Source organism: Chryseobacterium sp. WG14, assembly GCF_024586945.1.
Classification (GTDB): Bacteria; Bacteroidota; Bacteroidia; order Flavobacteriales; family Weeksellaceae; genus Chryseobacterium.
The window spans coordinates 138,534-164,861 of sequence record NZ_JALCZD010000002.1; the positions used below are offsets into that span (position 1 = coordinate 138,534).

Consider the following 26,328-nt stretch of genomic DNA (forward strand, 5'->3'; position numbering starts at 1 on the left):
TTAGTATCCGTAAATAGTATAATCTTTTCCGCATCTCTATTAATGCTTGATAAATTTAATATTTTTCTCCAGAACGGTAAAGATATAGGCTCCCGGAACCAATTCTGAAATCCCTATTGTTTTACCAGGCTGATAGGTCCCTTTTCTCAGTAATTTTCCATCTATTGCATGAATGGAGAAATCTGTTGTTTTTGTAATTCCTTTCAGATAAAGCTCATTTTTCGCAGGATTAGGATACAAACCAAAGTTTTCTTTGTCTACAGAAGCAACGCTCAGGGTGTTATCCTGCGTTACCGTAGAATTTCTTTCAAGGATCTGGTATTCATAATTAAACTTCACACTTGCTACCGGAAAAGTTACTGTTTCAGATAAATATTGATTATTAGAAGTATTGTTCAGGACAAGATAAGCTACCTGCCCTCCCGTTCCCGTTACTTTTATAGGTAATGGCATCTCAAAAAAGCTTACCGAAGAGTGGCTCTGGGTCTGGCCGATATTAAACACAAGCTCATTTCCCAGCTGTCTCCATTTAATGGCATACGTAGGATATCCTTCCCCAAAGATCCAATCGTTAAAAAATTCCGTAAAATCTTTTCCCGTAGACTGGAGCAGAGAGGCATTAAAGTCTGATGTTCTTACATAATTATAAGCTAAATTGGGTCTGGAATGATACTCTTTAATCGCCTGATAAAAAGCATCATCACCTAAAATCCATTTCAGCATTCTCAAAACATATCCCCCTTTTGCATAGCTAAGCCTTCCGTCAAATATTCTTCCTACACTGGAAAGACTCGCATCAGGAACATTTACGCTTCCCCCAACATTGCCTGTTATGAAATTAACCTGGCCTGATAAGTAATTCAGGAATTCAGGATTCGACATCAACAGTTTTTCGTAGGCTACATGTTCTCCAAAAGTAGCAAAACCTTCATTCAGCCAGATATCATTCCATGCACCGCAGGTCACTTTATCCCCAAACCACTGATGAGCAAGCTCATGAGCAATCAGCGTTTTACTCCATCCACTCATGGACGACATGGTCTGATGCTCCATTCCGCCTCCATTGAGATATTCCATATGTCCATATTTCTCATTACGGAAAGGATAGCTACCGAAATATGTTTCAAAAGTATTCATAATCTGCTTGGTCCATTCAATGCCGGCCATACTGTTAGGGTCTGCATTGGTAGACGGATATATGTAATTCACAAAAGGAAACGGCGGGTTTCCGATAGTATCATTCAGTTTTACATAATTGGTAATACCCAATGCTATCAGATAGGCAGGTGTAGGGTACATGGTTCTCCAGAATGTAAGTTTTCTTCCATTTAAAATAGGAGTTTCAGACATTAGCTTTCCATTGGCAGCGACACTAAATTGTAGGGGTGTATTGATTTTAAAATCAAAACGTTCAATCTTATCATTCAGGCTCTGCTTTGTAGGAAACCAGTCCTGTGCACCATAAGGCTCATTAAGAGTAGACATGGCGGGCATATTGGCTCCCTGAGTTCCAAACATAACCGTACTGTATACAGGATCCGGAGTTCCGGAATAGTGAATGGTAAGTGAATCCAGGGTATTAGCAGGAAGAGCGGAAGGAAAATTGATCTTTATTTCCTTTGTAGGAAGCTGCTGGAAACTAAGATCTGTTCCGTGATATTGTACCTGAGAAACAGTCAAAACATTTGATAGATCAAAATATATGCTTCCCATATTCTGATTCGGCTTAAAATGAGAGGTCACTGAACCTGCAATACTATTAATACCAGGATCTAAGACCACATCCATTCTTTGATACTGAAGGTCATAATTCAGGGTATTGGGATTGATATTTCCTGTGGCCATCTTATTGGTGTAGGATTTCATTTCCTTCTCAATGAGCCCTTTCATTTCAGTATTTTGGTGATGCTTTTGTCCATAAAACGGCTGAGACACTAAGAATCCCAACATCAGGAGGTAAAATTTTCTCATAGGTACAATATTGTAAGATTCAAATATAAAAAAAACCTTTTAATCATTGATTAAAAGGCTTTTATAATATTAAAATATTTTTCTATAGGTCCAGAGCCGGTTCAAGAATTTTTTCCATTCTTTTCTTCACCATATCTACTGATCCTGAATAATTATTCACCATTAAAGAGAAAACCAACGTTTTTCCTGAATTCGTTTTCAGGTAACCGGCTAAAGTTTTTACTTTATTTAAAGTTCCTGTTTTAGCGAATACCTGTCCGTTTCCTCCCCCGATAAACATCCTTTTCAATGTTCCGGACTGTCCTCCTACCGGCAGTGAAGTAAGGTAAGACTTATAGTATTTTTCGTCCATTAAAGACGTTAAAAACTTAACCTGAGAAATGGGAGTTACATTATTACTTCTTGAAAGTCCGCTACCATCCATATAATTCAGACCGTTCATATCAAAACCGGCATCTCTTAAATGACCTGTTACTACCATTCTTCCTGAATCTGAAGTTTGATCTCCCATTTTCTGAAACCCTACAGTTCTCAACAGGGCCTCAGCTAATGAATTATCACTGTGCTGGTTGGTGTAATAAATAATATCCCCTAAAGTTGGTGATTTATACGCTGAAATCATCTTTCTGCTTTCCGGAACCGCATCTGTCATTTTAGGAGTAACTTTTCCGGTAACAGGAATTCCGCTTTTTGTTAAAGTTGTTCTGAAAGAATTGGCCAGATAAGCCGGTGCATCAGGAAGTTTTGTTGTTAAAACACCCTCTCCTTCATATTTTTCGGCATACACCATCTGGTTTGCATAAGGAGAAACGTAGAAAAACTTCTTCTCGGGAGAGAAATTGGCTTTTTTTACGATCAGCTTTTCGTTAGCAGGATTTATTCCACGGGTTGTACCTACAGGCAAATAATAATTATTGTTCTCTAGCCATACAACATTTTCCGGAAGCATTGAAATATTGCCTTTGAAAAGCGCTGTCTGAATAATAATATCACCATTTACCTTTTTAATCCCTTCACGTGAAAGACCCCCTACGAAATCTGAAATAATATCCCTGTAAGACCAGGCTCCTGCCTTATTGGTTCCTAAAGAAGGGTCACCACTTCCTATGATATAAAGATTGCCATTCAACACTCCATTTTCATCCACAGCTCCTGAGTACTCAAGCTGGGTCATCCAGCGGTAGTTCTCTCCAAGTAAGCTTAAGGCTGTTTCAGTAGTCAGCAGCTTCGTGGTAGAAGCCGGAACTAATGGAGTATTCTCGTTGTACGAAGAGATTACCTTCTTCGTTTTCGGATCATACACTACGAATCCCCAGGATGCATTTTTCAGCACAGGATCCGCCATCATTGTGTTTACATTAATATCTACTAATTCTTTAGCCGACAAAACTGTTTTCTCCACCACCGAGCTAACGGGTGAGGGCAGATTTAAACTGTTTTTCTGATTGTCATAGGCCTGTGAGTAAAGAACAGTAGAAACGGTAGATTGAGCCAGGAAAAAACCAGAAGCCAATACCGCTGCACTTGAAATACATTTTCTGAAATTTACCATCTATCTTTTTTTGTTCTATAGTTTCGACGCTATAAAAAATGATTAATTATATCATTCAATAAAACGGCCAAACACTTAATCAACGTCCAAAAGTAAATATTATTGTCAGAAAACGGGTCATCCTCCCGTTATAAAAGAGGCTAAAGTTTGTTAAAAATTGTTAAAAATCAACAAAAATGCTTTTTTTAATGCTTTGATATGCAGTAATTTCATCAAATTCTTTCAAACTTATCAAAACCATACTCTTGAACTTTTCATAGTTTTTCCCACGGGGAAGTTTCAGTAAAATCTGAAATTGGTATAAATTATTCAGCCTTGCAATTTGGGCTCTTTCCGGTCCTAACACACAATCTTCAGGCAGGTATTTTCTTAAGATAGATCCCAGAAACTGAGAAGCACGGTCTGCTTTATCATCTCTTCTGTGTTTCAGCTCTATCATAATTAGCTTTGTAAAAGGCGGATAATGGAATTTCTGCCGTTCTGTAAGGATATATTTATAGATTTTGGCAGGGTTGTTCATTTTGATCAGCTGAAATACGGAGTGCTCCGGATTATAGGTCTGGATCAGTATCTTTCCTTTTCCGGAAACCCTTCCTGCCCTTCCTGAAACCTGGGTAATCAGCTGGTAAGCTCTTTCTTCAGCTCTGAAGTCCTGAACATATAACAAGGAATCGGCTTTGGGAATGGCCACCAGTTCTATATGATCAAAATCCAGCCCTTTGGAGATCATCTGCGTTCCTACTACAATATCAGTTTCACCTTCTTCAATTTTTTCATAGAGCTTTTCATAAGCAAACTTTTTACGCATAGAATCCACATCCATTCTATCCACTTCATTCTCGGGGAATAATTTGGAAACCTCCTCATGAATCTGCTCTACACCTACTCCCCGTTCATTCATATTTTCAGAATTACATTTTGGGCACGTTTTAGGCTTTGAAGCTTTTTGGCCGCAATAATGACATTTCATTTCATTGGCCGCTTTATGATAGGTCATTACCACATCACAGTTGGAACAATAGTTTACATAACCACAGCTCTCACATTCCACAACATTGGCATAACCCCGGCGGTTGTGAAGGACAATAGCCTGATTTTTTTCATCTACGGTTCTTTTGATCTCGTCAATAAGCCTTGTGGAAAAATTTCCGGAAACCTTTTTGGAGTCCTGGGCTTCTTTAAAATTGATCAGCTCATATTCAGGAAGATTTACATTTCCAAACCTTTCAGTGAGGAAAATGTATTTCATTTTATCTTTTCTGGCGCGGTAATAGCTTTCCACGGAAGGGGTGGCAGAGCCTAATATCACTCCCGCTTCATAGAAACCTCCCAGCACTAACGCGGCATCCTTAGCATTGAAATAAGGGGTAACTTCTCTGGGTCTGTACGCAGAATCATGCTCTTCATCCACTACAATTAATCCTAAATTCTGGTAGGGTAAAAATAAAGCATTCCGGGTACCAATAAGAATCCGGATATCATTTTGCCTGATCCGTCTCCATACCTCCACTCTTTCGAAATCAGTCAGCTTTTGGTGGTAAAACCCTAATTGCTTGCCGTATTTTTTTTCTAATCTTTGGGTAATCTGCTTGGTCAGGGAAATTTCGGGAAGCAGAAATAATACATTCTGATCTTTCTGGATACACTCCTCTATTTTCTCTAAATAAATATGGGTTTTTCCTGATGAAGTGACCCCATGCAGTAACACGTTTTTCCCTTCTTCAAAAGCTTCATCTATTTCAGATTTCGCAAGCTTCTGCTGTTCAGAAAGCTCTTCCAATTCTTCTATTTCTCCTTCATAGCTTTCAATCCTATCTTTTTGCATATAATACTCCTCAACCAGCCCCTTGTCTGCCAGGGCTTTGAAATGAGAACTTCCAAAATAGCCATCTTCAAACAGTTCAGCTTTTTTAACAGGAAGGTCAGGGTGTTCGGTCTGTTTCTCCAAAATAAGAAGGAACAGATCTTTCTGCTTAGGAGCTTTATTAAGCTTTAAAAGGATTTCGGTAAGGTTTTGATTGTTTAAAACATCCCCGCTAATTCTTACGTAAGCAACTTCCTTAGCTTTATATTTTTCAGCAATTTTCTCATCAATTTCAATATACTGCAGATCAATCAGTGAATTGATGGTTTTGATAATATCTTTTTTGGGAATAAATGCTTCAATATCTGTTAAATTGATAAGCTGGCGTACTTCCAATGCCTGGATAAGATACATCTCATTAACATCCAGATTTTCAAAGTTTACTACAGCGCCAGGCTTTAATTTTAAATACGTTTCACTTTCCAGCTTTAAAGAAGAGGGAAACGCCAATCTATAGATTTCGCCTAAACTGCATAAGTAATAATCCGAAAGCCAATTCCAGAACGTGACCTGCTCTTCCGGAAGTATGGGTTTATCATCCAGAAGACTTATTACTTCTTTTGCTACAAAATTTTCCGGTGCGCTATCATGAAGTTCAAACACTATTCCCGTATAAATTTTCTTTCCTCCAAAAGGTACCAAAACCCGCATTCCTATTTGGATTTCCGGCATCAGGTCTTCCGGAACTTTGTATGTGAAAGATCCTTTTAAATTCAGAGGTAAAACAATTTGGACGTACTGCAAGGGAAATATTTAAAGTGTAAAATTAAATTTTTCTTCAGAGAACTGCAATCTTTTATTAATGATTCATTTCTTTTTGTTTTATCTTTATTTACTATTCTTTTTCATGGAGAACTATATTTTATTATTTTTAATCGGACTTATAGCAGGAGCCCTTAATGCAGCAGCAGGTGGTGGGTCTTTCATTACTTTTCCTGCTTTTATTTATACAGGAGTTCCTCCCATTCAGGCCAACGCATCAAGTACAGTAGCGTTGTTTCCCGGCAGCCTGGCCAGCGCATGGAAATTCAGAGAATATATTAAGCCGTTTCCTACTATCTCAATAAAGGCAATGGTTATCCTTACTTTATTGGGTGGGTGTGCAGGTGGGATACTGCTTTTATATACTCCATCAGCAGGTTTTAATTTAATTGTTCCATGGCTTCTTTTATTGGGTTCACTTGCTTTTGCCTTTGGAAAACAAATGGGTAATTGGCTTAGAAAAAAAATACATATTGGCTCCGGGCTGGTATTAGGATCTCAATTTATTTTAGGAATATATGGTGGTTATTTTGGTGGAGCAGTAGGAATTATGATGATGGCAATATGGTCATTATTTGGACTATCCGATATTAAAGTGATTAATGCTAATAAAACACTTTTTACAGGAATAGCAAATGCGGCTGCTGTTATTTTATTTATTTCAGCAGGAAAAATATATTGGCCGGAAACCTGTACCATGATGACAGCAACAATTTTAGGAGGTTATTTTGGAGCACATTTCACAAAAAAAATTGATCCGTTGAAGTTAAGAACCGGAATTGTAATTTTCAATTTTATCATTACCACTGTTTTCTTTATCAGAACCTATATGTAGACACCATGTATCTAAAAAAACAGTTCTGCCATCTCATACCAGAATGCAGAAGTAAAAAAGCCTACAGCAATACTGACTCCGATAATAAGATTCGTGAGTTTTGTATTCAGCCTGAACTGTTCTGCAATAATGCTTGAAGTAACCAGTGTAGGCATTGCAGCCTCAAATATGGTAATTTTGGCTATATCTCCTTTTATTCCTAACAGTAAAGCCAATCCAAAGACCATTGCCGGTGCCAGAATCAATTTATAAAGCATAGACATTGACATCTGGGGAATCAATTTTTTCCAGCCGTTAAACTTTAGCTGCAATCCTACTGAGAACAAAGCTAAAGGACTTACTGTAGCTGCCAGCTTATCAAAGAAAGGTTCCGCTGCTGTAAAATCTATAAACTGTGATAATATTAACGCCGAAATACAGCCTATTAATGGTGGAAATGTCACTAACCGTTTTAAAATAAACAGAGCACTCAGCTTTCCTGACCTGCTTCCTCCTTTCACTGCAGCGATAATACCCAGTGTTGAAAGGGCAAAAAACATAGTCTGATCACAGATTATAGCAATGCTTAACAGTCCTTCTCCATAAAAGGCACTAATCAAAGGAAAGCCGATAAACGAAGTATTGCTATACCCGCTTGCCAGTTCTAAGGTACTCCTGGAGCGCCTTGAATATCCTTTGCTTTTACTGTAGAACATCATAAAAAAGAAACAGAAAACAGAAATAAGAAAAGTCGCCACAATTGGGAACAGCATTTCTGTCGTCCACTTTACTTTTGGAAGATATTTAAATGAAACTGCCGGCAGAGCAAGATAAAGAATCCAGGTATTGATTCCCTTATGGGCATCAGGGTGGATAGATTTTGTTGCTTTGAATACCATTCCTGCAATAATGCATACTGCAATCAGAACAAAATTTATCATAACAATAGCGAAATATGGCGCAAATTTACGGCTGATTTTTGAGCTGGAAGGGTAAAACTTATATTTTTTTGAGTATTATTTCTCATTTTTATAACCTTACGGGTTTAGGAAACCTATAAGGTTGATTATTTAGTAAGAATCCTGTTGCTGTACTCCATTTATTGAATAAGTGATCAGGAAATTGTTTAAAATACACACCTCATCATCGGATGAAAAACAAAAAAAGGACTGGTTATCTGCCAATCCTTTTAACTTAAAACTGAGTAAGTATCTTTTAATCTCTCATCACTTCCCAAAGGCTCAATATTTCAATAGTATCCAAAGGTTTTGAAAGGATAATTCTCTTTGACGTTTTAGGTAACAGATCAAAATAGTTATCACTGAAATGAGTATCTCCGATTAAATAAACATCTTTTGCCAAGACGTCAGTAGACAGTTCAATTTCGGTAGATGATATTTTCTTAACGGTAATGGTGGGCTTCAGAAGTTCTATATCTTTTGGTTTATTAAAAAAGAACAGCTTCTCCTGTTGTACTGAACCGTTTGCAAAATAAATCCTTAAAACAGACTTTGACAAATCGAATTTTGAAAAGTTTTCTTTTTTTATTTCCAACTGCTTTTTACTTGAATTGGCCAATAACTGATCTTTGGTATCCACAGACCAAAGAACTTTACCCTCAAAGTCCATCAGCTCTGCTCCTGACCTGATTTCTAAATCATTAAGTAAATCACTGACAAAATAAATATCAAAAGCTTCCTTTGTTTCAGAAACAGATATTAATGTAGGTTCAAAACTTCTTTTTGCCTGGTAATGAAATGCTTTCCAGTTCCCCAGATAATCAATGGAAGACCATGAAACCACCGGCCAGCAATCGTTAAGCTGCCAGTATAGAGTTCCCATATTGTAAGGTCTTGCCCTGCGGTGGGCATCAATAGCAATCTGCATTCCTCTAGCCTGCAGCAATTGAGAAACATAATTATATTTTACAAAATCAGTCGGAATTTTATAATCGCGCTGCATATATTCATTAATAATCTCCCAACCCCGGCTATGTTTTTCATGGGCCTTAATTGCTGGATTCTGCAAATTCAAATCCGGAGCTCCGCTAAACATAGATTTTGTAGTTTCTAACGTGGGCATTCCCTGAAATCCATATTCAGACATAAAACGTCCTACTTTTTCATTGTAAATTTCAAAAGGCTGTTCGCCCCACCAGACACCCCAGTAATGAGAATCTCCTTCTGTAAGGCTTTCCTTATGACCCCACCCGATTGACGGAGAACTTGGCCAATAGATATTTTTATCTGCTGTAAGGTTTTCTTTTAATGTACTTGGAATAAGGTCATGAAAAAGTTTTTTATAATCCTTCCAAACCTGTACTGAATCGTTTTTGGAATATTTAAACTGCTTCTGATATCCCCAGTTGACAATGGCTTCGTCAATTTCATTATTCCCACACCATAAAGCTATAGACGGATGGTTCTGAAGTCTGTTGACCTGATCTTTTACTTCTTCTTTTACATTGTTTAAAAATTCTGCATCTGCCGGATAAAAGCTTCCTGCAAACATAAAGTCCTGCCACACTAAAATTCCGTTTTCGTCACAAGCTTTGTAAAATTCATCATCTTCATAGATTCCACCTCCCCAGATACGAATCATGTTCATATGAGCTTCTTTGGAATCCCTGATCAGTTTTTGGTATTTTTCTTTGGTAATTCTTGGAGAGAAGCTGTCTGCAGGAATCCAGTTTGTCCCTTTTATATACAGTGGATTTCCATTAACTTTAAAATAGAAAGACTTCCCTTTTCCATCCTTTTCCTGTACCAGTTCTACTGTTCTCAGACCGATCTTATGGGTTTCATCAGACAAGAGTTTTGAATCCTTCTGCAATGTAATATCTATATTGTATAAATAAGGTTCTCCCCAGCCATTGGGCTGCCAAAGTCTGGGATTTTGAATAGGGTAAGGAATACTGATCTTATTCTGTCCTTTTTTTAAATGTACAGTATTTGCGTCATGATTAATATTCACCGTATATTCTCCCTCTTTATCGGCAAATATTAAGGTATGAATATTGAGATCCGCATTTTTATCTGACAAACTTTTCTGCTCAATCTTCACATGGACCAATCTGGCTGTATTCCAGAATGCAAGCTTCACATCTTTCCATATTCCGGCAGTGACAAGCCTGGGTCCCCAATCCCATCCAAACTGATATTGTGCTTTTCTGACAAAACTTCTTGGTGATTCCGGCATTGTAAAAGGAACTTTCTGAGCCAAAGTCTTTCCTGTTGCGACTGCTGATTTAAATTTAACCTGCAATATATTCTCACCACTTTTCAAGTTCTGTTTCACCGGAATTTCCCATTTCCTGAACATATTATCCGTTTTTTTCAACAGTTTCCCATTAAGATAAATTTCAGAAAACGTATCCAGTCCATTAAAAACCAAATCTATATTATGGTATTCCAGTTCTTTTGATGAAACTCTAAAGATGGTTTGGTAATCCCAGTCTTCATTCTCAATCCATTGTACTTTTTTTTCATTCTCATCTTTGAAAGGATCCTGAATAATTTTGTTATTCATCAGATCCAGATGAACCGTCCCGGGAACCTTTGCCGAAAGCCAGTTTTTATCTTTTGAGTTTTTAAATTGCCACTGCTCAGCAGACAAATCTCTTGCTGAAGATTGTGCAAAAAGAATATTCTGAATGAAAAAGAGAGCAAAAAAGATAGTTTTATTCATCAATAAGTTTATTTACATTAAGAAATGTGTAGTAATTTTGTCATTCCGAGGAACGAAGGAATCTCATGATGTAGGTTGGAACTCCTCTCTAGGTTCGGAATGACAAAACGAACTTTATATTACCACAATTACTTAGCCTTCAAAGCAACAACCTCATCGGCATTAGCAAAAGCACCGCCATCAGTAATTGCAGAAGAGTGAAAATAACCGGCATTGGTCAACGACCGTATTTCTTCAATATTTGAGGAACGAAGTCCCCCACCTACAAGTATTTCTATTCTTCCATTGGAAAGTTCTACCAATTTTTTAAGGTTTTCCTTTCCTTCCGACACATTAGGTTTCTGACCTGAAGTGAGAATGGTTGTAAAACCACATTCTATTACTTTTTCCAAAGACTCTTCCAGGTCTTTCGCTCTATCAAAAGCACGGTGAAAAGTACATGGAAGTGGTGCTGCCAATTCTACCAAAGCGCTGTTCTGCTCACTATTCACCTCATCATTTTCGTCCAGAATACCAAAAACAAAACCATCAACTTTTAAAGATTTCAGGTGGATCAGGTCATTTTTCATTTGCTCAAATTCTGCTTCTGAGTAGGTAAAATCACCTCCTCTGGGGCGGATCATCACAAAAATCGGAATGTTTATTTTCTCCCGAAGTTTTTGGGTTATCTGAAAATCAGGAGTGGTTCCACCTTCACTTAAACCATCACATAATTCTATTCTGTCGGCTCCGTTTTCAAAAGCAATTATTGCTGATTCCGGATTGAAACATGCTATTTCTATTTTTGACATTTTTACTTTTATCTACTAGTTAAACTTAGTTTCTTCCTGCAGCACATCCGCAATCAGAAAAGAACCGTTTTCTTTGATTACATTAATCTTGATTGGATATTCAGCTTTGAGTTTTTTATCCGAAAGAATAATAGCAAACAAAAAGTCTTTTTCACTTTCTGCAAGTATTTTACAACTTGAAACTTTGACTTCATCCCAGTCTTGTCCGCTTATTAGAAATCCTGCACCAATTCCTGCCTTCTGAACATCAAATTTCTTTCTCCACTTATCTTGAAACTCTTTTTCGGTAAGACTGCCATCCACATCCATATCAACATTCATGGCGTCTGTTTTATAATCGTAATAATCTTCTGTCGTCATTTTCCGCATCTCCCTATCCTGGTTACTTAGATCAGCTTTAAAATAATCTTCAATGCTTTTTTCCAACCATTTTTGAGCTTCTACGCCTCCATTAACCTTAGATTTTGCATCCTGAACTACCTCTTCTTTTATCTGGGGTTCGGGTTGTATTACATTCTCCTTCTTTTCTTCCTTACATGCTATAATTAAAAACAGGGAAGCGATAATCGTTCTTTTCATATTTTTGTTTAATCTATATTTTGTTTTGGCTAAAGCCAATATAACTGTAACTTATTTGTTGGAATACGCAAAGACGCAAAAGTTTGTTCATTTGTATGTTTATAAGACGCAAGGATTTTATCTCCGATAAAATTGATGAGTGTTTAGTAGAGAAAAATATACTTCTTGCTGAACATATTTGATTTTCTCTTACAACTTAAAAACAGCTTACTATTTTAAAATCTTTGTGTCTTTGCATATTCCAAATTCATTTATTTCAAAGCAAATTCGGGGGTCTCAAGACGGTTTCCTTTCTGGTCATATACCGCAAAGTTAAATCCATCCTGAATACAGTAAGATCCGTATTCTCCTTTCTTATTGAGGGCAATAAATCCTACCTGAATATCTTTTAAATTTTTATTTCTTCTCTGACTGATCTTTACAATTCTCTCTACAGCTTCTTTACAAGCTTCCTGTGGATTTCTACCCTGTCTCATCAGCTCAACCACAAGGTGTGTTCCCACCGTTCTGATCACTTCTTCGCCATGACCGGTTGCTGTTGCTGCCCCTACTTCATTATCTACAAATAACCCGGCTCCGATAATTGGAGAATCCCCTACTCTTCCATGCATTTTGAAGGCCATTCCGCTGGTAGTACAGGCTCCGGAAAGGTTTCCCTGTGCATCCAGGGCTATCATTCCTATGGTATCATGATTTTCAATATTGGCAATAGGTTTATACTGGCTGGTTTTAAGCCATTCTTTCCATTCTTTTTCTGATTCGGGAGTAAGAAGATTTTCTTTTTTAAAACCTTGTGAAAGGGCAAACTGCAGGGCTCCATCTCCTACCAGCATTACGTGAGGGGTCTTTTCCATTACCGCTCTGGCCACAGAAATAGGATTTTTAACATGTTCCAGGCAGGCTACTGAACCGATATTATAATTTTCGTCCATAATACAGGCATCAAGCGTTACTCTACCATCCCTGTCCGGGCGGCCACCATAGCCTACACTTCTTTCTTTAGGATCCAGCTCTACAAGACGAACTCCTTTTTCAACCGCATCTAAAGCTTTTCCTCCTTTCCCAAGAACAGTCCAGGCTTCTTCGTTGGCTTTTAGACCAAAATTCCATGTAGAAAGGACAATAGGTTTGTTTACCGCTTTGGTATTTTCCGGTAATTCACTAGCCATTAAGTCTAAAGGATTTACCGCAAGTGCAGCTGTTGCGATCCCCAGTTTTTTGATAAAACTTCTTCGGTTATTGTTCATTGTATTCAAAATTATATAATACAACGCAAATATCTAAAAAAAACTTCAATGACACCCTCGAAATGGTGTAACAAGAGCTTCGTCTATTATTTTTATTATCTTTACCTTTGTAATGGACTTATTCAAAACTTTCAGAAATATTGTATTCTTTCAGGAATTATCTGATGAGGAAATTACTATTTTGGTCAATATCAGTACTCCAAAACTCCTTCAGAAAAAAGAAAAACTGGCAGAACCCGGTCAGTCTTTCAATCATTTATTCATACTTTCCCATGGGTTATTAAGATTTTTCTTTGATGATGAAAACGGGGTTGAAACGAATCTCTTTTTACCTTCAGAAAAAGAAGCCGCTATTATGGAAAGTCCGGAATCTTATTTACAGGAAAGCAACAGAAAATACACCATTGAGGCTGTCATTGACACGCAGCTTTTCCTGTTTAATAAAAGTGAATTTGAAGAAATAGCATTTCAGTATAGAGGAATCTATACCATGTACCTCAGATCTTTAAAACAGATTATTGGTATATTAAAAGTACGCACTGAACAATTCTGTTCTACTTCTCCCCATTCCCGTTACGAAGATTTTCTGGAGAACCGTCCTTTTACCTCTCAAAATGCCAACAGAAAATATATTGCAAACTTTCTGGGAATTACCCCCAACTCTCTTTCCCGTATGACCGCAAGGATTCATAAAAAAAGGAACGAAAGAAAAAAATAACTTAGGAATATTTTTTCTCATTTTATTCCTCCTACTTTTGTTTACTCAAAGTACTAGTACACAAAATAAGTAAGCAGAATGAGAAAAATATCACCCATAAAAACAGTATACTATTGAACAATCTTTAATCTTCCCAAAGATTCAAAGTGGCCGGCCGGATATTCATGATGGTAAGGTTACAACCTTGTTTTACACTTAATTTTCATTAAACCTTATTCAATTATTTTATGCAAAGAATATCCTTACTTCTTTGCCTGTTGTTATCATGTAATTTGATACAGGCATCAACGGGCAATATGGAAGACAATATAGCGAATGCCGCTTCATGGCTGATTTTATTTATTCTACCCATTGTGGGAATTTATCTTTTCTGGAAAGCTCATATCTATCCGGAAAAAGTAGCAGAAAAAAAGAATCATCCTCAATTGAATGCCATAAAAAGTATGTGCCTCCTTTCCCTTGTTTTCGGAGGTCTATTATGGCCGGTTGCTTTAATCTGGGCCAACTATGATTATGGTAATCAAAAAAAAGAAACAGACATTACGGAACCTGAAAAAGAACTTAATACGACAGAAAACTAACACTTATGCTGGAATTACTCATCGCCATATATGCCGGAATCTGCTGGCTGCTTATCAAAAAATTTAAACTTATTCCCTGGACATTCACCACACAGGTGGTTGTTTATTCTCTTCCTATTTTTGGAAGCATCGCTTTAATATTAAGCCTTAACTATTATTGTCCTATTACCCCTGATGTTAAAGTAGGAAACAGAAGTGTAGATATAACAACCCAGGTTCTGGGAAAGGTAAAAAAAGTATATGTAGCAACCAATCAGGAAGTAAAGAAAGGAGATACATTATTTGTTCTTGACAGAGAACCTTATCTACAGGAGATCAAATCTTTGGAAGCCAAACTCAGTAATATGAAAGCTACTGTAAGCTCTTATAATACTGATATCTCTGCTTCCCAGAAAAACATTTCCGGCTTACAATCACAGCTGGATCTTGCCAACAAAAGAGTGAGGCAATATCAGGAATTGGTAGAAGCTGGAGCAGCTAATAGATTTGATCTTGAACAAGCTGTAACCAATGCACGTGATTTACAATCCCGTATCAGTGCAGCACAATCCCAGCAACAGTCTTTGGAAACCAAATCCAATGCCTCCTACAACGGAGAAAATTCTTCTGTATCTGAAATCCAGGCTAAACTGGAGCAGGCAAAATGGAATTTATCTCAAACAGTTGTTTTGGCTCCTACAGACGGAATCATTCCTAATGTTCAGCTTAATGAAGGGGCAATTATGGCACCTTTTAAATCAGCATTTGTTTTAATTCAAAAGCAACAGTCTATTATCGGATTTTTTGCTCAGAATGAATTGGAAACGGTGAAAAAAGGAGATGAAGTAGAGCTAGCCCTTAAAACAGAACCGGGAAAGGTGGTGAAAGCCAGACTTGAATATGTAATTGATGCAACCAGCCAGGGGATTATGAATAATGCGGGAGGAATGCTGGGAGGAAATGGTTCTACAGCCGGACTTCCTGATACTGCCAGACAATTACCGGAAACAGACGGAAAGCTTATTGCAAAATTTGTACTGGAAGAAAACCAGGAACAACTCACTGTAGGGGCAAGAGGAACTGCGGTCATTTATTCTGATCATATCAAACCATTGCACCTTATCCGAAAAGTGATGGTTCGTGTAAGCAGTAAAATTAACTTCCTGATTCCCAAACTTCATTAAAATGTATAAAAAATTAATTTTATTGGGAATACTTTCTATAAGTTTAAGTTCCTGTATAGGCTATAAAGAGCCCACTAAAGAAAATATGGCCCAACTCAAGGAGAACAGTGAAATTGCTACTCACATTCAAATTCCGGATGATTGGATTTTTGACAGAACAGCAAATGCAAGATCTCTTTCCTATGAATGGATTACAGATATAAAGACACCTCAATTAGAAACACTTATCAATGAAGGGATGCTGTATAATGCAGATATTATCATCGCTAAAGAAAAGCTTAATCAGGTTGAATTGGCTATGGAAATTGCAGGAAGTGATCTTTATCCCAGTATCAGTGCTGTTGCCAATACATCTCATAATTTGGTGAGCGAAAGGCAAATCCAGCGTCTGACGTTAAAAGCAAGTTGGGAAATAGATTTATGGGGCAAAAATAAAGCTTCACAAATGGCGAGTACAAGTGATTATTTTTCTGCAAAATACCAAAATATCCTCTTGCATCAATCTATAGCTATGAAGATAGCTAAAGCTTATTTTTTAAATATTGCAGGAAATATCCAGGAGTATAAAATTGAAACTTATATTCAAAAATCAAAAGAGCTGGAAAAGCTATATATGATTCAAAAAAGGGTGGGAACAGCTAATGCATTAGATTTATCCAATATATCCGCAGAAATTATTTCACTACAGGGATATCTTGAAAAGATCAAAAATGCGAATACCCAATCCAGAAGATCATTGGAATTACTGACAGGAAAATATCCGGAGGGAAAACTAAGTACACAAAATTCTTTTACTCCCTTAAAGAATGATATCCCACTATCTTTTCCATTGCAGCTTTTAGAAAGCAGGTCAGATATACAGGCTCGCCATTTCCAAATAGAAAAAGCTTTTTACGAGGTACAGCAGGCTAATGCGGCAAGGCTTCCTTCATTGAGCATCAATACTTCTTTAGGAACAGCCAGCAGTAATGCTGAGTCTATCAATTCTTTGTTTTCCAATCCATTATTAAAAGCAGGCAGCGGGCTGGTTTCCCCGGTATTCAACCATGGAAAGCTTAAAAAAAATGTAGAAATAAAAAACTCCCAACAAAAGCAAGCTGTAGAAGAATATTCAAAAACAGTTCTTAATGGTTTGAATGAAGTAGAATCATCTTTAGCTAACCTGCATTCTATAGAAAAACAACGTTTTTATAACCAAAGTGCCATCGATGAACTTAAAAACAATATTGAGCTCACTCAAAAACAGATAAAAGTGGGTTCAAGTAATAGTTTTATACTGGTTCGGAAGCAGCGGGATCTTCTTAAAAATGAAATGAATCTCATCAATCTGGAACTTCAGTACAGGGTAGAACGGATCAACCTCTATATGGCTTTAGGAGCAGGAAACTTCATATTTTCATAATTTTATACCAAAAGACTGCTGATAGAATCAGCAGTCTTTTTTATTCAATACCCATCAAGTCTTTAGGAATTATCACGTCTTCAACCGTGATGTATAAAGTTGGCCGTTGTCTATATTCGACATCAATGTGGAAGTTTATCTCTGAAATATCCATACACCCATGTTCCTGCAACAGCACTTATAAGAGTAATGGATACGGCTACAGCCCCTGTTCCTATCTGGGCAAAGAGTGGCCCGGGACACGCCCCCGTAATCGCCCATCCAAAACCGAAAATCACCCCTCCGTAGACCTGGCCTTTATTAAATTTTTTAGGGGACAGTGTAATAGTCTCTCCGTCAATTGTTTTTATATTCATTTTTTTGATCAGCCATACTGAAATGATTCCCACCAGAACAGCACTTCCAATAATTCCGTACATATGGAAAGACTGCAGGCGAAACATTTCCTGTATTCTGAACCAACTGATCACTTCGGCCTTCACAAAAATAATTCCGAATACTATTCCTGCTATAAGATATTTCAGGTTATAATACCATTTATATTCATTGTCATTCATATTGATATTTTTCACATCACCTCTATAATTATTTTTCCCTATTTTTTTTCTCATTTTAATTCTGTTTCTAAAATTAGACTTATAGAGAAAGGATTACCGGCAGAATAAGGTTGGCCATTAAAAATCCTCCTGCCATAAAGCAAATGGTAGCAATTAAAGATGGCCACTGTAAATTGGAAAGCCCCATAATAGCATGTCCACTGGTGCATCCTCCTGCATATCTGGTTCCGAATCCTACCAAAAATCCACCTACCACCATCATGACAAAGCCTCTCAGGGTAAATAAGCTTTGAAAATTCATCAGCTGTTCGGGAACAAGGTTGCTATAATCTGTAATTCCATATCCGGCCAATTCTGTTTTCAGATGGGGATTAACGGTTATTTCTGCAGGATTCATTAAAAAATTGGCGGCAATTAAACCTCCGAAGAAAATTCCCAGTACAAAAAACAGATTCCAGGCCTCTTTTCTCCAGTCGTATTTGAAAAAGCTCACATTGGCCGGTATACAGGCAGCACATATATGCCTCAGCGAAGAGCTTATCCCGAAGGATTTATTTCCCATGATCAGTAAAGCGGGAACGGTAAGCCCAATCAACGGACCAGCAATATACCAGGGCCACGGTTCTTTTATAATCTCCAACATCTTTATTTTTTTAATCTAATTTATTTAAACTTTAGTCTGACACACAAAATCACCTTTTACCAGGCTTTAAACCTTCTAAAAAAACTAAAACTGACCTAAAACTACTCTACTCAACTTTATCACAGCTTCTTTTTCAGTTTGTTTGATACAAATTTCATGCTTTCTAATTTTTTAAACAGTTACTTTTGTTACATAAAGATGAATAGAGATACAAATGGTAAAATAAGCCATTACCAGGAAGGAAGCCGAACAATATGTGAGAGTTAAGATTCATGGATATAACCACTCCGTCAAAAATTCTTTGAATTTTCGCTACCCTCTGGTGGAGAGGGATGTGAGTACTTTTTATTAACTTGGATTTTTGCTACAAATTGTCTTTTTTCAGAAGAAGGATTTTGTTTCTGCCCAACTTTACTGTTCCCTCTTCTTCCAGTTGTTTAAGAAGTCTTGATACCACTACCCTGGCTGTTCCCAGTTCGTTGGCAAGCTGTTCATGAGTTGTAATGATCTTTTCAGAACCGGTAATTTCAGATTTCTTACGGAGAAGATTCAATAATCTTTGATCTACTTTTTTAAAAGCAATCGCATTGATGATATCCAGCAGCTCTTCAAAACGTTTATGATAAAGTCTGAAAATATAATCTAACCACTCCGGATGTTCTTTAATAAACAGAGAGGCCTGATCTACCGGCAGGAAAAGAATCTCTGCATCTTCCTCTACCTCAGCTTTAACAATACTTTTCTCATTGTGCATTCCCCCAAGGAAAGACATGATACAGCTTTCCCCGGATTTGATATAATACAGCAGGATTTCCCGGCCATCTTCTTCCGTCCTGATCACTTTGATCATTCCTTTCATTACAATAGGAATAGCGCGAATGGAAGCATTTTCATCTAAAATAATATCTCCTTCACTGTAATCTTTCGTTGTTCCCAACCGGTACAGCTTTTCTACAAGATCCGGTGATGATGAGAATTCTGAAGAAAGCACACTTTCCTGCATTGTTAGTTCAATTTTGGCTAATTTACACCAATTTCATCAACAAAAAGCCATGCTTTGGAATCTGCTCCGGGGTTTCCTGCCGGAATAATCCCTGCATTTTCTATGATCATCTTCAGGTATTTTGCATTTTGAGAACCTGCATTTAATTTGATTTTTCCTTTGGCATTTTGAATCTCTTCTTTTCCGATCTCTTTTATGAGCTTAAAATTCTTATTATCATCGGAAACAAAAATTTTAGCCGATTTAGCGAGATGAATCCAGCTTCCTTTATTTTCAAGGGTATTAAAATAAACTTCTGAAAAACCTGTTTTCTGTCCAAAATCTATGGTTGCTACCACATCTTTCCCATCAAAGCCCAGCCATGTTTTACCAAGCTGTTTTACATTGCCTATAATTCCATCTACCAAAGTGGAAGCGCCACCAAATGAATAATTTTCACTCGGCTGATTTTCAAGAGTTATTTTTTTTCCCGTAGTTTTGGAAATAGTAAACTGTTGTGAAGATATTGAACTTTTCAATTGACCATTTTCAAAATAAGCTGATTTGACAGTTATAGACTTAGGAATTGAAATGGGCCCCTGGTAATTTTTTGAATTGATCGTCGGATCTGTTCCATCTAAGGTATATCTTACTCCCTTTGAATCTTGTGAAGTGGATAATTCATAGGTAATGCCGTTATTACCGGGAACTATTTTTCCGGAAATATTGTAAATACTTTTCGCATAATTGACATTCATCTTATCAAGGACTTTAAACTGGCTGATCACTCTGTTTTCAAATTCTTTGTAGTTTTTAGGATCAGATGTTCCCCATCCTACTTCTGAAAGTGCCATTAATCTTGGGAATATCATATACTGTACCTGTTTAAAATCTGTAATATACTCCGTCCAAAGATTAGCCTGAACTCCCGATATATATTTTGCCTGTTCTGCATTCAGTTCTGCAGGAATAGGATTATAAGAATACACTTTTTCCAATGGAGTAAAGCCTCCGAAAGCATTGGGTTCTGATTGCGGATCTCCCTGATAATGGTCAAAATAACAGTATGCTCCCGGTGTCATCACTGCAAAATGTTTTGCTTTTGCCGCTTCAATTCCTCCGTTTACTCCTGTCCAACTCATTACCGCTGCATTAGGAGCTAATCCTCCTTCTAAAATCTCATCCCATCCGATGATCTTCCTGCCTTTGCTGTTGACATATTTTTCAATCCTCTGGATAAAATAGCTCTGTAGGCCATGTTCATCTTTTAAATTATTTTTCTTAATCAATTCCTGGCAGTGGACACATTCTTTCCATCTTGTTTTAGGACACTCATCACCGCCAATATGAATATACTGAGAAGGAAACAGCCGGATCACCTCATCTAAAACATTCTCCAAAAATGTGAATGTTTCATCTTTAGGACAGAAAACATCGTCCATAACGCCCCATTTTGTTGCTGATTCAAAAGGTCCCTTTGTACAGGCCAATTCAGGATAAGCTGACAATGCAGACAATGCATGTCCCGGCATTTCTATTTCCGGAACAACGGTTATATGTCTTTCCTGTGCATATTTTACCACCTCTTTTATTTGTTCCTGGGTATAGAAATAAGGTCCATAGGGTTTTCCGTCAAAGGTATTATCAGCGTAAGCACCAATCATGGATTCTTTACGTTTAGAGCCTATCTGGGTAAGCTTTGGATATTTTTTAATCTCAATTCTCCATCCCTGATCATCGGTTAAATGCCAATGAAAAGTATTCAATTTATACATGGTCAGATAATCAATGTATTGCTTTACTTCATCAACAGTAAAAAAATGTCGTGATACATCTAAATGCATTCCACGCCATGCAAATTTAGGCTGATCTTCAATTCTTAAGGCTGGAATTTTTTTATCTTCTCTATGCTCTTCAAAAAGCTGAATCAATGTCTGAAGCGCCAGAAAATATCCCTGTTTTGTATAGGAACTGATAAAAATTCCTTTTGGAGAAATAGTAAGTGTATATTTTTCTCTAACATCTTCAGTAGTAACAGGAATTTTTGGTTGTGGAACCAGCGCCTGGGTAAGGTGGGCCCCTTCTGTTTTACTGCTGTATTTAAATTTAACCAGTGAACCGAGACGTTTTTTGAAATAGTCTGTTTCCTCTTTTGGAAGCTTGTCATTCAATACCAATGTTTCAGGAATTATAAATTCCCCTTCTGTTATGTTTACAGTTTGGGGATAGGGAATTAAATTAGGCTTTTTCTGGGCGTAAAAAACAGTTGAAAAAAGAGCTGAAAGCACAAGAATAAAATTTCTCATTGAAGATGTATTAATGTTTTAGCTAATATAACTTTTTTCTAAAAGCCTTTAGTTGTTTAGTTATTAAAATAGCGCTTAAGCTTTTGAAATTCTTTGCTTCCATTCTTTTACATTATTTTTTAAAACTTACCTAAACATTTAAAATAAAAAATTCGTTTTTTTTCTGGTTTACTTTTTGATAAGTGTAAGCAATTAAGGAATTAAACATTTAAATTTGTAAAAAAAATACGATGAAAAAAAACATTTTTATAGCAGCCGGGTTATTATTTTCAATTTCTACACAGGCTCAGCTTTTAGATATTTTAAAATCTACAGTGAAAGATAAAACAGGTGTTGATCTGAATGCTCCTGTAAAAACAAAAGGTTCTGCAGCCACAACCACACCTGCTACTTCTACGAAGATACCCGCTACTTCAACAGCCAATCTAGGAAATCTCACTTCCTCACAGATTTCATCAGGATTAAAAGAAGCTTTAAGCATGGGAGTGACCGATGGAGTAAAGAAACTGGCTTTAACTGATGGTTTTTTCAAGAATGAAGCTGTAAAAATTTTAATGCCTGAAAAATTAAGAAAAATAGATACTACATTGCGTTCTCTGGGAATGGGAAGTCTTGCTGATGAAGGAGTAAAATTATTAAACAGAGCTGCTGAAGATGCGGTAACGGAAGCTGCCCCTATTTTCGCCACTGCAATTACCTCCATGACAATTACAGATGCTAAAAATATTTTGTTGAGTACTGATAATGCTGCAACCAATTATCTTCAAGGTAAAACTCAGAGCCAGCTATTTACGGCTTTTCAGCCTAAGGTAAAAGCTTCTCTTGGAAAAGTGGGTGCAGACACAGTATGGAAAAGCCTTATTTCAAAATATAATACCTTCACAGGACAGGCTGTAACTACTGACCTTAACGAATATGTGACTACGGAAACCATCAACGGGGTTTTCAAAATGGTGGCTCAGAAGGAAAGTGGAATACGAAACACTCCGGCAATGAGAACTACAAGTATTTTGCAGAAAGTTTTCGGAGCACAGGATGGGAAATAAAAAATTAGCTTGATACAAACCTCAGCATTACAATATAAAAAGACTGTTTCATTATGAGACAGTCTTTTTGTTTGACTTTAATTTCTTCTATCTTGAAATTGAAGATTTGATGTAGTCAATTTAAAAAGTATAAAAACCTTGTCAGTGGCAAGGTGCTTTTATTTAGAATTGCATTTCAGGAATTTCTCCTTCAATGATCAAATCTGCTTCAGTTGATTTTATAATATGTTCTACTGAAACACCAGGAGCCCTTTCTATCAATTTAAATCCTGCCGGTGTTACATCCAAAACGGCTAATTCAGTAACCACTCTTTTTACACAGTTTACTCCTGTCAGTGGAAGTGTACATTTTTTCAGGATTTTGCTTTCTCCAGCTTTGTTGACGTGCATCATGGCTACGATAATATTTTCGGCGGAAGCTACTAAATCCATAGCTCCTCCCATTCCTTTCACCATTTTCCCGGGAATTTTCCAGTTGGCAATATCTCCGTTCTCTGAAACTTCCATCGCTCCAAGAATGGTAAGGTCTACCTTCTGACCACGGATCATTCCGAAGCTGAATGCAGAATCGAAGAATGAACCTCCTTCTAAAATAGTGATTGTTTGTTTTCCGGCATTGATGATATCTGCATCTTCCTCACCTTCGAAAGGGAAAGGTCCCATTCCCAAAACTCCATTTTCACTTTGGAATTCTACGGAAATACCATCCGGAACATAGTTGGCAACCAATGTAGGAATTCCTATTCCCAGGTTTACATAATAGCGATCTTTCAGTTCTTTTGAAATTCTTTTGGCAATTTGTTCTTTTGTAAGCATAATAAAAACTTAGACTGCAATTTAATTATTTTCAACTGAATACAAAAGGTGTTTGTTGCGCTTAACAATTAACAGTGTTAGTTAAAATAATATCATTAATTTTGCAATATTATTTACTAGAATGAAAATACTTTTAAGATACCTTAAACCTTACCAATGGTTGATCATTATATCTTTGCTGTTGGCAACCATTAACCAGGTTTTCTCGTTATTTGCTCCGGCAATTACAGGTAATATCCTGGACCAGCTGGTCACTCACCCTAATTTTTTTGATAAGGAAAAGCTCTTATCCAGAAACCTGAATGAATATTTATATGGAACTTCAGTTTACCATGGTGCTTTTTATTTTTTAGGATTACTTATAGGAACAGCAATGGTAAGCAGAATTGCCAAGGCTTTTCAGGATTATGTGGTAAGTGTTATCACCCAGAAATTTGGGGCAAAAATCTTCACAGATGGTTTAAAACATTCAATGGCCCTGCCTTATCAGGAATTTGAGGATCAAAGGAGTGGTGAAACATTATCTATTTTAACGAAAGTAAGAGAAGATTCTGTAAAATTCATCACCAATTTCATCAATATTTTCTTTGGAATCTTAGTCAGTATTATTTTCGTTTCTGTGTATGCAATCCGGTTACACTGGTCGATTATGCCGGTATATATCTGCGGAATATTTCTGATCGCATTTATCACCAATTTATTGAGTAAGAGAATAAAAAGCATTCAGAAAAATATTGTTTCTGAAACTACGGCTTTAGCGGGAAGTACAACGGAAAGCTTAAGAAATATCGAAATTGTAAAGAGCTTAGGACTCACCAATCAGGAAGTGATCCGATTGAACAATAATACTTACAAAATTTTAGGGCTTGAGCTCAGAAAGGTTAAAAGTATCCGTTCTTTAAGCTTTATACAGGGAACGATGGTCAATTTTCTTCAACAGCTGATCACATTGACCTTATTATTTTTAATTTTTAAAAACGTTGTCACTCCCGGGCAATATCTGTCTCTGATGTTTTATGGTTTTTTCATTTTCGGGCCGATGCAGGAAATCGGGAATATCATTATTTCTTACCGTGAAGCTGAAGCTTCTCTCTTCAATTTTGACAATTTAATGAAGAAAGACGTGGAAGAAAAGCCTCTTCACCCTAAACAAATTGGCGCTATTGAAGAATTGGAGTTTAAGCATGTATCTTTCAAGCATCAATCTGCACAATATAAGGCCCTGAATAATATTTCTTTTGATGTTAAAAATGGAGAAACCATTGCTTTTGTGGGGCCAAGCGGTTCCGGAAAAAGTACATTGGTCAAATTACTGGTGGGACTTTACAGGCCTCAGGAAGGAAATATCTTTTATAATACGATCAATGGAAAAGAATTTGATTTTGACGAACTGAGAAATCAGATTGGTTTTGTAACGCAGGACACTCAGCTTTTTGCAGGAACCATTAAAGAAAATCTTCTTTTTGTCAATCCGAAAGCTACAGAATCTGAGCTGGCCGCAGCTTTGCAAAAATCCAGCTGTACCGCATTGCTGGAAAGGGCAGAAAAAGGTATAGAAACCGTAATTGGAGAAGGAGGACTGAAGCTGAGTGGTGGTGAAAAACAAAGGATTGCAATTGCCAGAGCACTTTTAAGAAAACCTCATCTATTGATATTTGATGAAGCCACTTCAGCATTGGACAGTATTACGGAGGAAGAAATAACTTCTACGATAAAAGATATTTCAAAACAAAAGGAACAAATTACTGTTCTCATTGCTCACCGTTTAAGTACGATCATGCATGCAGACAGAATTTATGTTCTTGAACGTGGGCAAATCGTGGAAACAGGATCTCATGAGAATTTAATTTCTGAAAAAGGGTTGTACTATGCCATGTGGCGGCAACAAATCGGAGAAAGGAAAACGCTTATTTCACAAGCATAAAAACAAAGCGCTGAAAATACATTACATTCAGCGCTTTGTTTTTTTTATGGTCAATAGAAATAGAATCAGAAATTATTCTTTAGTTCTCACTGTTCTCTGCTCTATTCTCTTTTCAAATTTTTCTCCCTGGAAAATTCTCTGGATCATGATTCCCGGAATGTGAATCTGATTAGGATCCAGCTCTCCCGGTTCCACCAATTCTTCTACTTCAGCAATGGTGATTTTAGCGGCTCCTGCCATAGGATGGTTAAAGTTTCTGGCAGATCCCTTAAAGATAAGGTTGCCGGCATGATCACCCTTCCATGCTTTTACAATAGAAAAGTCTGCATCATAAGCATGTTCCAGAATATGAGGTTTTCCGTTAAATTCCTTTACCTCCTTCCCTTCTGCGATTTCAGTACCATAGCCTGCCGGCGTATAAAAAGCTGGAATTCCGGCCTGAGCTGCTCTGCATTTTTCTGCTAAAGTGCCCTGCGGCGTAAGCTCCACATCCAATTCACCTGAAAGCATCTGTCTTTCAAATTCAGCATTTTCGCCTACATAAGAAGAGATCATTTTTTTAATCTGTCTTTTGTGAAGCAATAATCCTAATCCGAAATCGTCTACTCCTGCATTGTTTGAAATACAAGTCAGCTCTTTTACATCACTTTCTACCAAAGCATTGATTGAGTTTTCAGGGATACCGCAAAGCCCAAATCCGCCAAGCATCAGTGTCATTCCATCTTTAATTCCGTCGATGGCTTCCTTTGCATTTTTTACTCTTTTATCTATCATGAAATATTAGATTTTTCTGTTGGCTAAATTTAATAAATTTTCCCATATATATGATGATTGGAAATGATACTGAAATCCTGTTTTTTTTCAATAGCATTTTTTAATATTTAAAACCATTATAATCAAATATTTATCAATAAAAACGAACA

The 26,328-nt window shown here is 37.0% G+C and carries 21 protein-coding genes; 7 read left to right on the forward strand and 14 right to left on the reverse strand.

Annotation, left to right across the window (positions count from 1 at the left end; all coding sequences use genetic code 11):
* Positions 1 to 39 precede the first annotated feature (39 nt).
* From MP478_RS03835 to priA, 3 genes are all read right to left on the reverse strand, one after another.
* Positions 40 to 1,971: a M1 family aminopeptidase gene (locus MP478_RS03835; protein WP_257199640.1), complete on the reverse strand. Its 1,932-nt coding sequence runs from the start codon at positions 1,969 to 1,971 to the stop codon at positions 40 to 42.
* A gap of 82 nt (positions 1,972 to 2,053) precedes the next feature.
* Positions 2,054 to 3,523 (reverse strand): D-alanyl-D-alanine carboxypeptidase/D-alanyl-D-alanine-endopeptidase, encoded by a 1,470-nt coding sequence (gene dacB, locus MP478_RS03840; protein WP_257190564.1) that lies wholly within the window; start codon positions 3,521 to 3,523, stop codon positions 2,054 to 2,056.
* A 160-nt stretch (positions 3,524 to 3,683) separates the two neighbouring features.
* A complete protein-coding gene (priA, locus tag MP478_RS03845; RefSeq protein ID WP_257190563.1) occupies positions 3,684 to 6,131 on the reverse strand; it encodes a primosomal protein N' in 2,448 nt (815 codons plus the stop codon).
* Between the two features lie 103 nt (positions 6,132 to 6,234).
* On the opposite strand from priA, the gene MP478_RS03850 reads away from it, so the two are divergent.
* A complete protein-coding gene (locus MP478_RS03850) occupies positions 6,235 to 6,984 on the forward strand; it encodes a sulfite exporter TauE/SafE family protein (protein WP_257199641.1) in 750 nt (249 codons plus the stop codon).
* Positions 6,985 to 6,995: 11 nt separating this feature from the next.
* On the opposite strand, the gene MP478_RS03855 is transcribed toward MP478_RS03850, so the two are convergent.
* From MP478_RS03855 to MP478_RS03875, 5 genes are all read right to left on the reverse strand, one after another.
* Positions 6,996 to 7,904: an AEC family transporter gene (locus MP478_RS03855; protein ID WP_230034388.1), complete on the reverse strand. Its 909-nt coding sequence runs from the start codon at positions 7,902 to 7,904 to the stop codon at positions 6,996 to 6,998.
* A 274-nt stretch (positions 7,905 to 8,178) separates the two neighbouring features.
* A complete protein-coding gene (locus MP478_RS03860) occupies positions 8,179 to 10,650 on the reverse strand; it encodes a glycoside hydrolase family 2 protein (RefSeq protein WP_257199642.1) in 2,472 nt (823 codons plus the stop codon).
* A 128-nt stretch (positions 10,651 to 10,778) separates the two neighbouring features.
* Complete coding sequence (locus MP478_RS03865) at positions 10,779 to 11,441, reverse strand: copper homeostasis protein CutC (protein WP_257199643.1); 663 nt, start codon at positions 11,439 to 11,441, stop codon at positions 10,779 to 10,781.
* A 15-nt stretch (positions 11,442 to 11,456) separates the two neighbouring features.
* A complete protein-coding gene (locus MP478_RS03870) occupies positions 11,457 to 12,020 on the reverse strand; it encodes a hypothetical protein (protein WP_257199644.1) in 564 nt (187 codons plus the stop codon).
* Positions 12,021 to 12,271: 251 nt separating this feature from the next.
* Positions 12,272 to 13,267: an isoaspartyl peptidase/L-asparaginase family protein gene (locus MP478_RS03875; protein ID WP_257199645.1), complete on the reverse strand. Its 996-nt coding sequence runs from the start codon at positions 13,265 to 13,267 to the stop codon at positions 12,272 to 12,274.
* A gap of 112 nt (positions 13,268 to 13,379) precedes the next feature.
* On the opposite strand from MP478_RS03875, the gene MP478_RS03880 reads away from it, so the two are divergent.
* The 4 genes from MP478_RS03880 (at position 13,380) to MP478_RS03895 (ending at position 17,131) form a co-directional block, all read left to right on the forward strand.
* The gene (locus MP478_RS03880) at positions 13,380 to 13,985 is read left to right on the forward strand and encodes a Crp/Fnr family transcriptional regulator (RefSeq protein ID WP_257199646.1); all 606 of its coding nucleotides are present in this window, start codon (positions 13,380 to 13,382) and stop codon (positions 13,983 to 13,985) included.
* A 296-nt stretch (positions 13,986 to 14,281) separates the two neighbouring features.
* The gene (locus MP478_RS03885) at positions 14,282 to 14,566 is read left to right on the forward strand and encodes a DUF3302 domain-containing protein (protein WP_257199647.1); all 285 of its coding nucleotides are present in this window, start codon (positions 14,282 to 14,284) and stop codon (positions 14,564 to 14,566) included.
* A gap of 5 nt (positions 14,567 to 14,571) precedes the next feature.
* The gene (locus MP478_RS03890; protein WP_257199648.1) at positions 14,572 to 15,729 is read left to right on the forward strand and encodes an HlyD family secretion protein; all 1,158 of its coding nucleotides are present in this window, start codon (positions 14,572 to 14,574) and stop codon (positions 15,727 to 15,729) included.
* Between the two features lies 1 nt (position 15,730).
* Complete coding sequence (locus tag MP478_RS03895; protein ID WP_257199649.1) at positions 15,731 to 17,131, forward strand: TolC family protein; 1,401 nt, start codon at positions 15,731 to 15,733, stop codon at positions 17,129 to 17,131.
* Positions 17,132 to 17,253: 122 nt separating this feature from the next.
* On the opposite strand, the gene MP478_RS03900 is transcribed toward MP478_RS03895, so the two are convergent.
* From MP478_RS03900 to MP478_RS03915, 4 genes are all read right to left on the reverse strand, one after another.
* Positions 17,254 to 17,688: a YeeE/YedE family protein gene (locus MP478_RS03900; RefSeq protein ID WP_257199907.1), complete on the reverse strand. Its 435-nt coding sequence runs from the start codon at positions 17,686 to 17,688 to the stop codon at positions 17,254 to 17,256.
* Positions 17,689 to 17,767: 79 nt separating this feature from the next.
* The gene (locus tag MP478_RS03905; protein WP_257199650.1) at positions 17,768 to 18,331 is read right to left on the reverse strand and encodes a YeeE/YedE family protein; all 564 of its coding nucleotides are present in this window, start codon (positions 18,329 to 18,331) and stop codon (positions 17,768 to 17,770) included.
* A 364-nt stretch (positions 18,332 to 18,695) separates the two neighbouring features.
* Positions 18,696 to 19,334, reverse strand: coding sequence for a Crp/Fnr family transcriptional regulator (locus MP478_RS03910; RefSeq protein WP_257199651.1), 639 nt, complete (start codon positions 19,332 to 19,334; stop codon positions 18,696 to 18,698).
* Positions 19,335 to 19,351: 17 nt separating this feature from the next.
* Positions 19,352 to 21,619 (reverse strand): glycoside hydrolase family 20 protein, encoded by a 2,268-nt coding sequence (locus MP478_RS03915; protein WP_257199652.1) that lies wholly within the window; start codon positions 21,617 to 21,619, stop codon positions 19,352 to 19,354.
* A 230-nt stretch (positions 21,620 to 21,849) separates the two neighbouring features.
* Between MP478_RS03915 and MP478_RS03920 the strand changes: the two genes are divergently transcribed.
* Positions 21,850 to 22,665, forward strand: coding sequence for a DUF4197 domain-containing protein (locus tag MP478_RS03920; protein ID WP_257199653.1), 816 nt, complete (start codon positions 21,850 to 21,852; stop codon positions 22,663 to 22,665).
* 162 nt (positions 22,666 to 22,827) lie between these two features.
* Here MP478_RS03920 and MP478_RS03925 read toward each other — a convergent pair whose 3' ends face one another.
* Positions 22,828 to 23,481, reverse strand: coding sequence for a CoA transferase subunit B (locus MP478_RS03925; RefSeq protein WP_257190554.1), 654 nt, complete (start codon positions 23,479 to 23,481; stop codon positions 22,828 to 22,830).
* A 121-nt stretch (positions 23,482 to 23,602) separates the two neighbouring features.
* On the opposite strand from MP478_RS03925, the gene MP478_RS03930 reads away from it, so the two are divergent.
* Positions 23,603 to 25,405 (forward strand): ABC transporter ATP-binding protein, encoded by a 1,803-nt coding sequence (locus MP478_RS03930; protein ID WP_230034360.1) that lies wholly within the window; start codon positions 23,603 to 23,605, stop codon positions 25,403 to 25,405.
* Between the two features lie 72 nt (positions 25,406 to 25,477).
* On the opposite strand, the gene MP478_RS03935 is transcribed toward MP478_RS03930, so the two are convergent.
* Positions 25,478 to 26,179, reverse strand: a complete 702-nt coding sequence (locus MP478_RS03935) for a CoA transferase subunit A (protein ID WP_230034358.1) — start codon at positions 26,177 to 26,179, stop codon at positions 25,478 to 25,480.
* Positions 26,180 to 26,328 lie beyond the last annotated feature (149 nt).